Origin of the sequence: Amycolatopsis sp. TNS106, from assembly GCF_019330265.1 — a bacterium.
GTDB classification, from domain to species: domain Bacteria; phylum Actinomycetota; class Actinomycetes; order Mycobacteriales; family Pseudonocardiaceae; genus Amycolatopsis; species Amycolatopsis lurida.
Map to the genome: position 1 here is coordinate 4,409,435 of NZ_CP024972.1, position 13,454 is coordinate 4,422,888.

Genomic DNA, 13,454 nt, shown 5'->3' on the forward strand with positions numbered 1-13,454 from the left:
ATGGCCAGACTGTCCGGAGGGGATCCGTCACTGCTGCGGCGGCTCAACGCCATCGCCGTCCTGCGGGCGCTGTACGAGGCCGACGAACTCACCCTCGCGGAACTGGTCAAGGCGAGCGAGGTGTCCCGTCCGACGGTCGAGGAGATCGCCGCCGACCTCGGTGAACAGGGGCTGGTCGAGGAGGTCCCGCTTCCTCCCGGCGCGCCGCGGCCGGTGGGGCGGCCTGCCAAGCGATACCGCTTCCGCCACGAGTCCGGGCACGTCGCCGGCCTGGAGATCGGCCCGCATCAGGCGTTGTGCCTGGTCGCCGATCTGCGGGGCGAGATCGTCGGGCGGGCGAAGGCCGGACTCACCCCGGAGACAGACGCGGCCGACCGGCTCGGCACCGCGCACCGGGTGCTCGCCGCGGCCGTCGAAGGCCACGTCGACGTGCGGGTGCTCGGTATCGGCACGACCGGCGTGGTGTCCGGCGGCAAGGTCGTCCGCAACCACCGCCTTCCCGGCTGGACCGGCGTCGACCTGCCCGCGGAGTTCGGCGGCGGCTGCCCGGTACTGGCCGGGAACGACACCGGGCTCGCCACGCTGGCCGAACACTGGCGCGGTGCCGCGCGCGGTGTCGACGACGTCGTCTACGTGCGGACCGGGCGCACCGTCTCGCTGGGCCTGCTGCTCGGCGGGAAGCTGCACGCGGGCCACCACGGCGCGGCAGGCGAGATCGGCGCCCTGCGACCGGCAGGCGGGTTCGCCGAGCTCGTCGCCGCCACCGTCCTCGCCGTCGACCCGCAACTGGTGGTGTGCGGCGGCACCGGGGAGCTGGCCACGGAACTGCGCGCCGAACTGGCCAGGCTGTGCCTCTTCCCGGTGCGTGTCGAGACGTCGGCCCTCGGCGAAGACTCGGTGGCGCTCGGCGCGGTCCGGCTGGCGCTGAGCCGGGTGGAGCGCGACCTGTTCAGCGTCGCGGATGTCGCCTGAGCAGGCCGATCACCACGATCAGCACGGCCACCGCACCGCTGGTGAACAGCTGCGTCCGCGCGTCGGCGTCCGTCCACATGAGCAGGAGCACGCCCGCCATCGCGATCAGCGCGACCCAGCTGAGCCACGGGAAACCCCACATCCGCACCGGCAGGTCCGCGGCCGTGCCGTCGCGGTCGGCGGCACGGCGCAGCTTGAGCTGGGAGATCGCGATGAAGATCCAGACCAGCAGGATGTTCGCGCCGATGGCGTTCAGCAGGAACGGCAGGACATGTTCGGGGGCGAGGAAGTTCAGCAGTACGGCCACGAAACCGAAGGCCACCGACGCGAGCACCGCCGTCCGCGGGACGCCGGCGGAGGACAGCTTCAGCATCGCGCGCGGCGCTTCACCGCGGCCGGCCAGGGAGAACACCATCCGCGAGGCGCCGTAGAGGTTCGCGTTCAGCGCCGAGAGCAACGACGTCAGCACGACGAAACTCATCAGGAGCGCGGCCGACGGCACCCCGATCCGCTCCAGGATGGTCACGAACGGGCTGGTGTTGGCCGAAGCGGTCTCCCACGGCAGCAACAGCACCATCAGCGCCACGGAACCGACGTAGAACAGCAGCAGCCGCACGATGACCGTGCGCGTGGTGCGCCGGATCGAATCCGCCGGGTCGTCGGACTCCGCCGCGGCGATGGTGACCAGTTCCATGCCGCCGAAGGAGAACGCGACCGCGAGCAGACCGGTCAGCACGCCTTGGAGGCCGTTGGGCAGGAAACCGCCGTGCCCGGTGAGGTTGTCGAGGCCGACCGGCGACGTGCCCGGCAGGATCCCGAACACCGCCAGTGTGCCGAGGACGAGGAAACCGACCACGGCGGTCACCTTGATCGCACCGAACCAGAACTCGAACTCCCCGAACGAGCGCACGGCGAACAGGTTCACCACGGTCAGCACGGCCATGAACAGCAGCACCCAGGTCCACTGTGGAATCTGCGGCAGCAGGCCGTTCGCGATCCCGGCCGCCGCGGTGGCCTCGGCCGCGACCACGACCACCAGCAGCGACCAGTACAGCCAGCCGACGGTGAACCCGGCCCAGCGACCGAGCGCCTTTTCCGCGTACACCGAGAACGAACCGCTGCTCGGCTCGGCGGCGGCCATCTCGCCCAGCATGCGCATCACGAGCACCATGAGCAGACCCGCGACCACGTACGAGAGCAGGATGCCGGGGCCCGCGGTCTTGATCCCCGCGCCGGTGCCGACGAACAGCCCGGCGCCGATCGCGCCGCTGATGGCCAGCATGGTGACGTGCCGCCGCCGGAAGCCGGTACCGAGCGACCGGGTCTCGATCGCGGTCACGGGTTCGGCGGGACCTGGTGCGGGCATGGCGGATCCATTCGTCTGCGGTACTCGGGAGCTCAACCGCGGGCCAACTCTTCCAGCCGCTCGTGGAGCCGGTCGACGTGGTCCTCGCTTTCGGGCTTCATCAGCACGCTACGCAGGATCCGCGCGCCGTCCGCATCCGCGTCGACCCCGGTGTGACGCAGACCGAACCGCGGCTCGCTCACCCGCAGCGTGCTGAGGAACACCGGTTCCCGCGCCGCGGCCATGCCGTTGCGCAGGATCCGTGCGCTCGCCTGGTCGATGTTCGACAGCGAGAACGGTTCCGTGCGCGGGAAGTAGGTGACGATGTCGAGTTCCGGTGGCTGGTACAGATCGAACCGCTCGGAGTCCTCCAGCAGCTTCGCCCACCGCAACGCCGCGCGCCGCCCGGCCGCGAGCACCCGGCCCAGCCCGTCGGGTGTGGGCGGCAGCACCCGGAAGGTGAGCCACAACGCGGCGGCGGCCGCCCCCGCCCGGGAGCATTCGAGGCTGATCTCGCCGAGATGCAGGTCTTCCGAGGTGAAGTAGGTGTACGGCGAATCGTGCAGGTAGAACCGGCCCGCCGCGGGGTCCTTGAACAGCACCGCGCCGCAACCGTAGGGCTGGAGGCCGTGCTTGTGCGGATCGATGACGATCGAATCGGCCTCGGCGATGGCGAGCCACGGGGCTTCGGGTAGCCCTTCCGGACCGTCCAAACCGGACAGAAGCCGGAAGAAGCCACCGTAGGCGGCATCGACGTGTACCCGGACGCCGTAGCGGTCCCGCAGCGCCAGCGCCTCGTGGACCGGCTCCACCGTGCCGAGCGCGGTCGTGCCGGCGGTGAGCACCACGGTGCCGATCTTCCCGGTGCGCAAGAGTTCTTCGAGCGCGTCGAGATCCATCGCGCCGCGCGCGTCGACAGGCACCGTATGCCCCTCGACGCCGAGCACCCCGCACATCCGGCCGTGCGTGTAGTGCGCCTCGGCGCTGTACGCGATCCCCCTGCCCGGATGCGTTTCCCGCGCGACGAACAGCGCTTCGAGGTTCGCCACCGTGCCGCTGGTGGTCAGATGCCCCAGGTGCTCCCGGTAACCGAACATCGTGGCCAGCTGCCGGACGACCTCGCGTTCCATCTCCGCGGTCGCGGGGCCGCCGTCGAGCGCGTGGTTGTTGGGGTTGACCAGCATCGCGGCCAGGTAGCCGACCACCGCGGCCGGATGCGGCGGTTTGAGCATCTGGCCGGCGTAGGACGGGTGGAAGAACGGGTAGTTGTCCTTCAACCGCTCGGTGAGCTCTTCGAACGCGGCTTCGAACCGCCCGTCGGAGATCTCCAGCGACGGATGCGGCCGGAAGGAGCCGAACGTCTCCGCCCACGCCTCGTTCGACGTCAAGGCCTGACCGAGCCAGTACCGGAAGTCCATCAAGCGCGCCCCTCGCGTCGTTCGGCTCCAAAAAACGTAGGAGCCGGCGGAGGTCTCGCGCAACCGTCTTCGGTAGGGGTCAGCTCTTCCGGGTACGCCGCTCCTCGCCCTTCTCCTCCAGCTGCCTGACGATCTCCCGCAGCGAAGCGGCCAGCTCGGTGCAGTCCGCGGGGCTGAGCCGTGCGGTGACGAACGCTTCCTCCTGGTTGAACTCCGGGAAGAGCTCCCGCATCAGGCGCTCGCCTTCCGGGGTCAGCGCGAGCAGTACCAAACGTCCGTCGACCGGATGTTTGCGGCGGGTGACCAGGCCGTGCGCCTCCAGGGTCTTCATGACCCCGGTCAGCGTCCCCTTGGTGATACCGGACTCCGCGGCGACGTGCCGGGTCTCCTTCTCGCCGAAGATCCACACCACCCACAGCACCACGAACGCGGTCCAGGTGAGGCCGGCGGTGCGCAGGACCGAGTTCTCGAAATGCAGCCGGACGGCGGTCGCGGCGCGGTGGAGATTGGCCACCGCCTCCATCCGCTCCCACAGCAGCGGGATCCCGCCCAGCTTGGCCCGCACGGCGTTCTCGGTCTCGGCCAGTGTGTGATACCCGGTCAACAGCCACATCCTCACCGGCACCGGAGGTACCAGCCGATGGGCACGCACCCCCGCGCGCCCGCTCCGCCGATCGTATGCGGAACGGGCGTGAGTCCACAGTGGTCTTTCCGGGACTAAGCGGCGGACGCGAGCGGCTCCAGGAGATCTTGTCCTGTTTCGGACAATTCCGCGCGTACCCGGCTGCCGGGAACGCCACCGGCGGGCATCCGGATCAGTCCGGCGTGGGCGAGGCGGTGGGCCGTGCTCTGGTCGCTGCACGGCAGGCCGTCGACATAGAGATCCGGCTCCAGGCTGACGGTGATCTCACCCCGGCCCTGAGCCACGGCTCGCAGCATGGCCAGGGCGCGGTATGAGAGGCCTTCGGGGTCTTTCGCTGTCTCGTTCATTCGGGGTCACTCCTCTGAACTGGGAGTTTCCCGTCCACCGCGGTTCAAACATGACGCCGGTCACCGGGCGGGCACGGCCGCGCGGTGGTCGGCGATGTCGCCGAACAGGTCGCCCAGCTCTTCGACGCGTTCGAGCACCTGCTCGGCGGTGAACAGCAGATCCTCCGCCTTGCGGCAGGCTTCGACCTCCTCCCAGGTCACCGGCGTGGAGACGGTCGGGATGGCGCGGCCTCGCAGCGAGTACGGCGCGATGGTGGTCTTGGCGGTGTTGTTCTGGCTCCAGTCGATGAACACGCGACCGGGGCGGATGGCCTTCGTCATCCTCGCGACCACGGTTTCCGGTGAGCGGCGCGCGAGTTCCTCCGCGACGGCCTTGGCGTACTCGGAGGTGCGTTCGTCGGATCGCGTACGAACCGGGCAGTACAGCTGCATTCCCTTGTTGCCGCTGGTTTTCGCGTACACCGTGAGCCCGTCTCCGACGAGCAGGTCGCTGAGGGTCTCGGCCACCCGGCAGCAGTCGACGACGTCCGCGGGCGGCCCGGGATCGAGGTCGAACACCAGCAGATCGGGCGATCTCCGCGCGCCGCGCGGGCCGACCGTCCACTGTGGAATGTGCAGTTCCAGCGCGGCGAGATTGGCCGCCCACATCAGGGTGGGCAGGTCGCCGACGACCGGGTAGTCGAGCGTCTCGTCCCCGCCCCGGCGGCCGCGGTTGGTGAGCCGCGCCGTGCGCACCCAGTCGGGGGCGTGCCGGGAAACGTTCTTCTCGTAGAACGGTTCGCCGTCGACGCCGTCCGGGAAGCGGCGGAAGGTGGCGGCGCGATCGCGCAGATGGGGGAGCATGACCGGGGCTATCCGGCGGTAGTAGTCGAGGACCTCGCGTTTGGTGAAACCGTGCGCGGGGTAGAGCACCTTGTCCAGATTGGACAAGCCCAGCCGTCGCCCCTCGACCTCGACCGTTATCCGCTCTTCAGGCACCCTTCGACGATAGATCACCGGCGGGGTTTCCGGGGTACCGTGAGGCATGAGCACCGTGCCGGACGCGATCGCCCCGATGCTGGCGACGGACGGTGACCTGCCCACCGGCGGCTGGGGCTACGAATACAAATGGGACGGCTACCGCTGCTGCCTGCGTGTCGCACGGGACGGCGACACGCGCCTGACCAGCCGCCGCGGCCTCGACATCACGGCGACGTACCCGGACGTGACCGCCGAAGCGCTCAACGGCCGGGAGGCCGTCCTCGACGGCGAGATCGTCGTCCTCGACGACCAGGGGCGCCCCAGCTTCCCGATGCTGCAAACGCGGCATCTGCGCACTCCGGACGAGTCGCTGCTGGAACGCAGCCCAGTGCACTTCTTCGCCTTCGACGTGCTGTTCCTCGACGGCGACGCCCTGCTCGACGAGCCGTACGAGGCTCGGCGCGAGGTGCTGACGTCGTTGGGCGTGGGTGGGCGCATCGCCGTCCCTCCGGCGTACACCGACGGCGACATCTCCCCCGATCAGCTGCTCGAAGTCGTCCGGCAACACGGGCTCGAAGGGCTGATCGCGAAGAAGCTCGACAGCCGGTACCACCCTGGCAAGCGGACTCGGCACTGGATCAAACGGGCGCTGTGGCTCACCCGGGAGGTCGTGATCGGCGGCTGGCGCCCCGGCGACGGACGGCGCTCGGGGACACTCGGCGCGTTGCTGCTGGGCGCGTATGACGAATCCGGCGACCTTCGGTACATCGGCGACGTCGGCACCGGCTTCAGCGACAAGGTCCTCGAAGATCTCCACGCCCGGCTCACCCCGTTGGAACGGAAGAAGTCACCGTTCACTTCGGAGGTCCCCCGCGACCGGGCACGGCGAGTGCGCTGGGTCGAGCCCGAACTCGTCGGGGAGGTCGTCCACCGGAACTGGACCCCGGACGGCCGCCTGCGGCACACGACCTGGCGAGGACTGCGGGCGGACAAGACACCCGAGGATGTCACTCTTCCCTCCGCTGAATGAAGCGCAGCATGTTCCCGGAGGGGTCGAGGAAGGCGCAATCGCGGGCGCCGCCGGGCCGGTCGATCGGCTCCTGCATGACTTCCGCGCCCGCGGCCTCGATGCGCTCGAAAGTGCCGTCGCAGTCGTCGGTCGCGAAAACGAGACGGCTCAGCAAGGCTTTGGACATCAGGTCTTCGATCGCGGACCGGTCCGCCGGTGAGGCGCCCCGGTCGGCGCCGGGTGGTTCGAGGACGATCCGCACGTCCGGCTGCGAAGGCGGGCCGACGCTCACCGGCCCGTCGTTCCACACGGTGAAGCCGAGCACGTCACGGTAGAAGCCGAGCGCGCTGCCGAGATCGTGGACGGCGAGCGTGCAGGAGGAGAACCGGAGGTCCATGCCGGTCAGACTTCGCTGACTTTGGCGCTGAGAAAGGCGATGTCGCGGCCCCGGAGACGCTCTGGGTCGGTGTCGATGTCGATCCGGGTGATCTTCCCGTCGCCGAAACTGAACGTGAAGACGGCCTTCGCCTCGCCGCGATGCGACCAGACGGCCGACGGAACGCCGTCGACCAGGGCGAGCCGGGCCGCCTCAGCGCGTCCGGAGAAGAAGGCCGCCACCGCCTGGCCGCCGCGGACCTCGCCGACCACGGCGTCCGGGTCGAGCAGTTCGAGCAGGGCTTCGAAATCCCCGTTCCGGGCAGCGGCCAGGAAGGCGGCGATGACCTCCCGATTCGGGGATCGCGCGGCGTCGGTCTCGTCCGAGGCGGTCTGCACCCGGCGCCGCGCCCGGCTCGCGAGCTGCCGGGAGGCGGCCGGGGAACGGCCGAGGACGGTGCCGATCTCGCCGAACGACACGGCGAACACGTCGTGCAGGACGAACGCGAGCCGCTCGGCGGGGGTCAGCTTGTCCAGCACCACCATCAGCGCGACCCCGACCGAGTCGGCCAGCAACGCCTCGTCCTCCGGGTCTTCCTGGGCGGTGTCCGGCGTGGCGGGCTCGGGCGGCATGGCTCCGGCTGACTCCTCCCGCCTGGCGCGACGGGATTCCAGCATGTTCAGGCACACCCTGGCGACGACCGTGGTCAGCCAGCCCGCCGGATTCTCGATCTCGCCGGTCTCCGCGCGGCTGACCCGCAGCCACGCCTCCTGCACCGCGTCCTCGGCCTCGCCCGGTGAGCCGAGGATCCGGTAGGCCACCGCCCGCAAGCGGCTTTGGTGCTCGGCGAACCGCTCGCTCACCCAATCGTGCTCGGCCATCTGTCACATTCCTCCGTCCGGGTCGGTCACATCGAATGACCGGCGAACCCGTCCCGTTGTGACATCGCCGGTACGACCACCTTCACGACCTCACGGGAGAACATCATGAAAGCGCACGTCAGCTCGATCCTCCTCGGTGTCCAGGACATGGCCAGGGCCAAGGCGTTCTACACCGAGGGGCTCGGCTGGAAGATCAAGGACGACTACGGCGTCTCGGTGTTCTTCGAACCGGACGGCGGCTCGCGGGTCGGCTTCTACGGCCGCGAAGGACTGGCCGGTCAGGTGGGCACGAGCGCCGACGGCAGCGGGTTCAGCGGGCTGGTCCTGACCTACGTCGTCCGCAGCGAAACCCGCGTCGACGAGGTCGTCGCGGAGGCGGAGAAGGCCGGCGCCACGATCCTGAAACCCGCGGGCGCCCTGCCGTGGGGTGGGTACGGCGGCACCTTCGCGGACCTGGACGGCTACATCTGGAGCATCGGTTACAGCGCGAAGGGCACGGATCAGCCGTACGCGGAGTGATCGCCGCGTAGCCCGGCCCCTCGCCCCCGCGCGAGGGACCGGGACCGTGTCCCCGGCGTGTCAGCGCCGTGGCGGTCCGGTGTCAGGCCGGTCGGTGATCGTTGCTTTCACCACGAGAGATCACCACCACCGAGGAGTTCGAGATGTCTGTTTTCCCCACGCCGGAGCCGATCACCGCCACGCTGACCATCGCCGGTGCCCGGGTGCGCGTCGCCGCGAGCGAGCGCCCGGACACGGTGGTGCTGGTCGAGCCGATCGACGCCGCGAGCAAGTCGGACGTGAAGGTCGCCGCCAACACCAAGGTCGGCTTCGACGGCGGGAAACTGTCGATCGAGACGAAGAAGGCCGGCGGCAAGGACGGCTCGGTCGCGATCACCGTCGAAGTGCCCACCGGTTCACGGCTGGTGCTGAACACGGCCTGGTCGGACGTGAACGCCGATGGGCAGTTCGGCGACTGCTCGCTGGAGATGTCGTCGGGCCGGATCCACCTCGACCGCGTCACGGCGGTGCGCGGCGACCTCGCGGCCGGTGAGGTCGCGATCGGGCACGTCGCCGGGACCGTGGACGTAGAAGGCGGCTCGGCCGGAGTCCGGATCGGCGAGGCCGGCGGTGTCGTCAGGTACTCCGGTTCGACCGGAAAGGTCTGGATCGGGCACGCGCGGTCCGACGTCGACCTCGCCGGTGCGAGTGGCAGTTTCGACATCGACCGCGCCGACGGCGACGTCAACGCACAGGCCGCCAACTGCCCGATCCGCATCGGGCGGCTGTCACGCGGTTCCGCCGAACTGGCGAACGCGTCCGGCGGCATCGAGGTCGGCGTCGAAGCGGAGGCCGCGTCGGTGGATGCCAAGAGCACCAAGGGATCCGTGCGCAACTCCGTCGCCGACGGCGAGGGCGGTGTCAAGGTCCACGCCCGCACGCGGCTCGACGACATCGTCATCCACCGCGCCGCGTGAGCCTCAAGGCCGGGGTGGTCGCAATTAGTCGGCTAATTGCGACCACCTCCGCTTCGTTTTGCTCGCGTCGCTCACTTCGCACTCTTCGCGCTCTTCGCGCGCTTAAAGACTCCTTCGCGGTTGCCGTTTCTTGGCAATTTTCTCCGTTGGGCCGTTTGGGCTAGCGCACGTGTTCGATACGGAGTAACTTGAAGTCGTGGCCAGCGACGATGCACCCCAGGAGACGTCCACCGAGTGGTGGCGCGTCGATACCGCGACGCTGCATGCCCGTAAACAAGAACTCGAGATTGTGAAGCGCCGGGCGGATGCGGAACAGAACGCGATCCTCGCGGAAATCAATTCCCGCGGGATTCGTGGGTGCAGCGGTCATTCGACCTTGGCGGCACTGATCTTCGAGGACTTCCTCGTGACCGACAAGGAAGCCAGTGCACGCGCAGACCGGGTCCTGGCTTTGCATCCCGGCCCGTCCATCGGCGGAGACCCCGAGCCGCCCCTGGCGCCATTGACGGCTGAAGCCGCGGCGGAGGGCGCGATCGGCGGATCGCAGATCGACGCCATCATCAAGACTCTCGCGCGGATCCCGTCCACGGTCCCCGAGGAGGAGGTGCGGGCCGGGGAGAAGATCTTGGTCGACCTCGCCCGTCGTGCCGGGCCCCGGCAGATCGCCCGCGCCGGACGCCGCCTGCTGGACAAACTCGACCCCGACGGGAAAGAACCCCGCAACGACGACCCCAAAGACACCCGACCCGAACTACGGTTCGTCACCCACCGCGACGGCACCCTCGGCCTCAAAGCCAGACTCGACCTCGAAACCTACGCCCGCCTCAAATCCGACCTCGACCCCCTGGCCAAACCCCACAAAGCCATCGACGGCATCCGCGACTCCCGCACCCAAGACGAACGCTACGGGAATGCCTTCACCGACTACGTCCGCCTGAAAACCACCAGCCGCAACCTCCCCGGCCAAGCAGGCGAAGCCACCCACATCCTCGTCACCATGGCCTACGACGACCTCATCCGCGACATCGGCGAAGCACACCTCGACCTCGTCGGCCCGATCAGCGCCACCGACGCCCGCATCCTCGCCTGCGACGCCCGCGTCCGCCTCGGCGTCCTCGGCACCGCCGGAGAACCCCTCGACATCGGCCGCTCCAAACGCACCGTGTCCCTCGCCCAAAAATACGCACTCACCCTCCGCGACGGCGGCTGCGCCTTCCCCGGCTGCGACATGCCCGTCCCCCGCTGCACCGCCCACCACATCGTTTTCTGGCGACACCACGGCGAAACAAAAATCGACAACCTCGTGCTGCTCTGCACCAAACACCACCGGCTGATCCACCACAGCGAATGGAAAGTCCAAATAGCCCAAGACGGACTCCCCGACTTCACCCCACCCGCCTACCTCGACCCCACCGGCACACCGAGACGCAACACCATGCACCGCAGAACATAGGCCGAACCCTGTGAGAAACCGCCTGAGCTCGATGAAACCGGCTTGGGATGGCCGCCTCAACGGCCGCGACGCAGGCGGCTTGCCCTCGACCGATGAGCGGCGGGTCCGCTTCGGCGCGCTTTTCCGATCGGACAACCACAACCGGTTGGCCCGCAACACTCTCCTGATCGCCGAACTGGCCGAACAAGGCACCATCATGCCGGACGCCTACCGAAGCATGCTCGACGAAACCAATGCCGGATCGCGGACGTCTTCGTTCAGCTGAGTGACGCACCGTCCGGCCCATCTCCGAAGCAGCCGCGACTGTGTGGATTTTGTCGCGTTAGATGACCCGAAATCCACACGGTCCCTACCAGGACCACCAAGCGCGGAGCTGGGACCTCACAAGCACGCCCGAGTCCGCGCGGTCCCGCGTCATCCTCAGACCGCGAACCGCTCCAACGCCGCCAGCTTCCACGCCAGTTTCACGTCACTCGAGCGATGTCCCGAGTCGTCGTCGATCAGCAGCTCCGCTCCGGGCCAGGCGCGGGCGAGTTCCCAAGCCGTGTCCACCGGGCAGCTCAGGTCCCGGCGGCCGTGGATCAGCACGCCGGGAATGTTCCGCAACACACCGGCGTCGCGGATCAGCTCGCCGGGTTCCAGCCAGCCCGCGTGGGAGTAATAGTGCGTGACGATACGTGCGAACGCTAGTTCCCACTCGCCGATCGGACCATTGTGGACAGTCACACCAGTTTCCAGTAACAGCACGGTGTCCTCCCAGACACACCAGGAGCGGGCGGCTTCGGTCCGCACCCGGGCGTCGGGGTCTTCCATGAGCCGTGCGTACGCGGCGACCAGGTCGCCGGTGAGGTCACCGCGAAAACGTGCCCACGCTTCGGGGAAGAACCGGCCGACGCCGCGATAGAGCCAGTCGATTTCCGACGGCCGTGTCGTGCTGATGGAGCTGACGACGACCTCGGTGACCCGCTCCGGGAACCGTTCGGCGTAGGCGAGCGCGAGCGTCGTGCCCCACGAACCTCCGGTGACGAGCCAGCGTTCGATACCCAGATGCTTCCGCAGCCGTTCCATGTCGGCGACGAGATGATCCGTCGTGTTGTGCCGCAGGTCGGTCGCCGGGTCGCTCGCGTGCGGGGTGCTGCGGCCGCAGCCGCGCTGATCGAACAGCACCGCCCGGTAGCGGGCCGGGTCGAACATTCGCCGCATTCCCGGCGTGCAGCCCTGCCCGGGGCCGCCGTGCAGCATGACCGCCGGCTTACCTGCCGGATTTCCGCAGGTCTCCCAGTAGACGGTGTTGCCGTCACCTACATCGAGCAGTCCGCTGTCGTACGGCTCGGCTGGTGGATACAGATCGATCATGAAGCAAGGCTAGACCGTCAGTGAGGCCGCGAAACACTTTCGCCGCAACGAAGTTCAGCACACCGGCCCTTTCGTCGCCGCGCCCGAGGGGGCAGATTCAGTGATACCGGCGAAAACCACGGAACGGGGAACCATGTTCACCCTTGGTGTGGAAGAAGAGTTCGTCCTGCTCGACCCGATGGACGGCTCGGTCGCGCTGCGAGCACCCGAACTGATCGAATGCCTCGCCCCCGGCCCGGACGTCACCGGTGAGCTGATGCGGTTCCAGATCGAGACCGCGACCGGCGTCTGCCGCGGCCTCGACGAGGTGCGCTCGGAGCTGACGCGGCTGCGGCAGATCGTCGCGACGGCGGCGCGGGCCGACGGTTGCCTGATGGTGGCGACGGGCATCCCGCCCTGCGGCCTGCGGGAAGACGCGCTCACGCCGGAGCCGCGGTACCGGCGGATGGCACAGGCGTTCCCGGACCTGATCCGTGAGGCGGGGACCTGCGCCTGCCATGTGCACGTCGGCCTGCCGTCGCGGGATCTCGGCGCACGGGTCCTCGCCGGGCTGCGGCCGTGGCTCGCGCCGTTGCTGGCGCTCAGCGCCAACTCCCCGGTCGAAAACGGCGCCGACTCAGGATGGTCGAGCAGGCGCTTCCCGCTCTGGGACCGGTGGCCGACGGCGCGACCACCCGAAGAATGGTCCGGCGCGGCCGCGTACGACCGGAGCCTCGCGGAGGCCGTGCGCCACCGTGCCGCCCTCGACGCGGCGGGCGTGTACTTCTACGCCCGCCTTTCCCCGCGTTATCCCACGGTCGAGGTGCGGATCGCCGACGTCTGCCTGTCGGTCGACGACGCGGTGCTGCTCGCCGCGCTGGTGCGCGGACTGGTCGCGACCTGCGCCGGAACCACGAGACCGCCGCGTGCTCGCGGTACCCGGATCGGCGCGGCGTTGACGGCGGCCGCGCGCCGCGGACTGGACGGGCCGGGCATCGACGTCTTCACCGGCCGGGAGGCCGATCAGCGCGATCTGCTCGGCGAACTCGTCGAGTTCGTCCGGCCGGCACTCAGGGCCGCGGGCGACGAGGAGGACGTCGAGCGAGGGTTGGACGCGCTGTTCGGCCACGGCACCGGCGCGACCCGGCAACGCCGCCTGCTCGCGGAAGCGGCCTCCCCCGGCGAGTTCGCCGCGGGGCTCGCGCACGCCACGATGACCGTCCCGGCCAGGTGAGGCGAC

15 protein-coding genes are annotated in these 13,454 nt (G+C 69.2%); 7 read left to right on the forward strand and 8 right to left on the reverse strand.

Features of this window, described 5'->3' with window-relative positions; all coding sequences use genetic code 11:
* On the forward strand, positions 1-972 hold the full coding sequence (locus CVV72_RS19795) for an ROK family transcriptional regulator (RefSeq protein WP_219145239.1): 972 nt from the start codon (positions 1-3) through the stop codon (positions 970-972).
* Here CVV72_RS19795 and CVV72_RS19800 read toward each other — a convergent pair.
* The 5 genes from CVV72_RS19800 to ligD (CVV72_RS19820) form a co-directional block, all read right to left on the reverse strand.
* A complete protein-coding gene (locus CVV72_RS19800; RefSeq protein ID WP_219145240.1) occupies positions 950-2,338 on the reverse strand; it encodes an amino acid permease in 1,389 nt (462 codons plus the stop codon). The two genes, CVV72_RS19795 and CVV72_RS19800, sit on opposite strands and share 23 nt — an antisense overlap.
* Positions 2,339-2,370: 32 nt before the next feature.
* A complete protein-coding gene (locus tag CVV72_RS19805) occupies positions 2,371-3,735 on the reverse strand; it encodes an aminotransferase class V-fold PLP-dependent enzyme (protein ID WP_219145241.1) in 1,365 nt (454 codons plus the stop codon).
* A 79-nt stretch (positions 3,736-3,814) separates the two neighbouring features.
* Entirely contained in the window at positions 3,815-4,348 is a 534-nt protein-coding gene (locus CVV72_RS19810) for a MarR family winged helix-turn-helix transcriptional regulator (RefSeq protein WP_091597598.1), read from the reverse strand.
* Positions 4,349-4,452: 104 nt separating this feature from the next.
* Positions 4,453-4,725, reverse strand: a complete 273-nt coding sequence (locus tag CVV72_RS19815; RefSeq protein WP_219145242.1) for a hypothetical protein — start codon at positions 4,723-4,725, stop codon at positions 4,453-4,455.
* Between the two features lie 60 nt (positions 4,726-4,785).
* Positions 4,786-5,703: a non-homologous end-joining DNA ligase gene (ligD, locus tag CVV72_RS19820; RefSeq protein WP_219145243.1), complete on the reverse strand. Its 918-nt coding sequence runs from the start codon at positions 5,701-5,703 to the stop codon at positions 4,786-4,788.
* 46 nt (positions 5,704-5,749) lie between these two features.
* Between ligD (CVV72_RS19820) and ligD (CVV72_RS19825) the strand changes: the two genes are divergently transcribed.
* Positions 5,750-6,715: a non-homologous end-joining DNA ligase gene (ligD, locus tag CVV72_RS19825; RefSeq protein WP_219145244.1), complete on the forward strand. Its 966-nt coding sequence runs from the start codon at positions 5,750-5,752 to the stop codon at positions 6,713-6,715.
* Here the strand turns inward: ligD (CVV72_RS19825) and CVV72_RS19830 are convergent.
* The gene (locus tag CVV72_RS19830; protein ID WP_219145245.1) at positions 6,693-7,091 is read right to left on the reverse strand and encodes a VOC family protein; all 399 of its coding nucleotides are present in this window, start codon (positions 7,089-7,091) and stop codon (positions 6,693-6,695) included. The two genes, ligD (CVV72_RS19825) and CVV72_RS19830, sit on opposite strands and share 23 nt — an antisense overlap.
* A gap of 5 nt (positions 7,092-7,096) precedes the next feature.
* Entirely contained in the window at positions 7,097-7,951 is an 855-nt protein-coding gene (locus CVV72_RS19835) for a sigma-70 family RNA polymerase sigma factor (RefSeq protein ID WP_219145246.1), read from the reverse strand.
* A gap of 105 nt (positions 7,952-8,056) precedes the next feature.
* Between CVV72_RS19835 and CVV72_RS19840 the strand changes: the two genes are divergently transcribed.
* The 4 genes from CVV72_RS19840 to CVV72_RS41740 all read left to right on the forward strand — a co-directional run bounded on the left by CVV72_RS19840 (position 8,057) and on the right by CVV72_RS41740 (position 11,144).
* Complete coding sequence (locus tag CVV72_RS19840; RefSeq protein WP_219145247.1) at positions 8,057-8,470, forward strand: VOC family protein; 414 nt, start codon at positions 8,057-8,059, stop codon at positions 8,468-8,470.
* 143 nt (positions 8,471-8,613) lie between these two features.
* Complete coding sequence (locus tag CVV72_RS19845; RefSeq protein WP_219145248.1) at positions 8,614-9,426, forward strand: DUF4097 family beta strand repeat-containing protein; 813 nt, start codon at positions 8,614-8,616, stop codon at positions 9,424-9,426.
* 196 nt (positions 9,427-9,622) lie between these two features.
* Complete coding sequence (locus CVV72_RS19850) at positions 9,623-10,879, forward strand: HNH endonuclease signature motif containing protein (protein ID WP_219145249.1); 1,257 nt, start codon at positions 9,623-9,625, stop codon at positions 10,877-10,879.
* 79 nt (positions 10,880-10,958) lie between these two features.
* Complete coding sequence (locus CVV72_RS41740; protein ID WP_255632180.1) at positions 10,959-11,144, forward strand: tyrosine-protein phosphatase; 186 nt, start codon at positions 10,959-10,961, stop codon at positions 11,142-11,144.
* A gap of 155 nt (positions 11,145-11,299) precedes the next feature.
* Here the strand turns inward: CVV72_RS41740 and pip are convergent, their stop codons facing one another.
* Positions 11,300-12,235, reverse strand: coding sequence for a prolyl aminopeptidase (pip, locus tag CVV72_RS19860; RefSeq protein ID WP_219145250.1), 936 nt, complete (start codon positions 12,233-12,235; stop codon positions 11,300-11,302).
* A 133-nt stretch (positions 12,236-12,368) separates the two neighbouring features.
* On the opposite strand from pip, the gene CVV72_RS19865 reads away from it, so the two are divergent.
* Positions 12,369-13,448: a glutamate--cysteine ligase gene (locus CVV72_RS19865; RefSeq protein ID WP_219145251.1), complete on the forward strand. Its 1,080-nt coding sequence runs from the start codon at positions 12,369-12,371 to the stop codon at positions 13,446-13,448.
* Positions 13,449-13,454: the final 6 nt, after the last annotated feature.

What these genes read in the sequence shown, in the direction of transcription:
- CVV72_RS19800 (WP_219145240.1), bottom strand. Translation starts at nt 2,338, where the DNA reads ATGCCCGCACCAGGTCCCGCCGAACCCGTGACCGCGATCGAGACCCGG.
- CVV72_RS19815 (WP_219145242.1), bottom strand. Translation starts at nt 4,725, where the DNA reads ATGAACGAGACAGCGAAAGACCCCGAAGGCCTCTCATACCGCGCCCTG.
- CVV72_RS19810 (WP_091597598.1), bottom strand. Translation starts at nt 4,348, where the DNA reads ATGTGGCTGTTGACCGGGTATCACACACTGGCCGAGACCGAGAACGCC.
- CVV72_RS19805 (WP_219145241.1), bottom strand. Translation starts at nt 3,735, where the DNA reads ATGGACTTCCGGTACTGGCTCGGTCAGGCCTTGACGTCGAACGAGGCG.
- pip (WP_219145250.1), bottom strand. Translation starts at nt 12,235, where the DNA reads ATGATCGATCTGTATCCACCAGCCGAGCCGTACGACAGCGGACTGCTC.
- CVV72_RS19795 (WP_219145239.1), top strand. Translation starts at nt 1, where the DNA reads ATGGCCAGACTGTCCGGAGGGGATCCGTCACTGCTGCGGCGGCTCAAC.
- CVV72_RS19845 (WP_219145248.1), top strand. Translation starts at nt 8,614, where the DNA reads ATGTCTGTTTTCCCCACGCCGGAGCCGATCACCGCCACGCTGACCATC.
- CVV72_RS19835 (WP_219145246.1), bottom strand. Translation starts at nt 7,951, where the DNA reads ATGGCCGAGCACGATTGGGTGAGCGAGCGGTTCGCCGAGCACCAAAGC.
- ligD (WP_219145244.1), top strand. Translation starts at nt 5,750, where the DNA reads ATGAGCACCGTGCCGGACGCGATCGCCCCGATGCTGGCGACGGACGGT.
- CVV72_RS19830 (WP_219145245.1), bottom strand. Translation starts at nt 7,091, where the DNA reads ATGGACCTCCGGTTCTCCTCCTGCACGCTCGCCGTCCACGATCTCGGC.
- CVV72_RS19865 (WP_219145251.1), top strand. Translation starts at nt 12,369, where the DNA reads ATGTTCACCCTTGGTGTGGAAGAAGAGTTCGTCCTGCTCGACCCGATG.
- CVV72_RS19840 (WP_219145247.1), top strand. Translation starts at nt 8,057, where the DNA reads ATGAAAGCGCACGTCAGCTCGATCCTCCTCGGTGTCCAGGACATGGCC.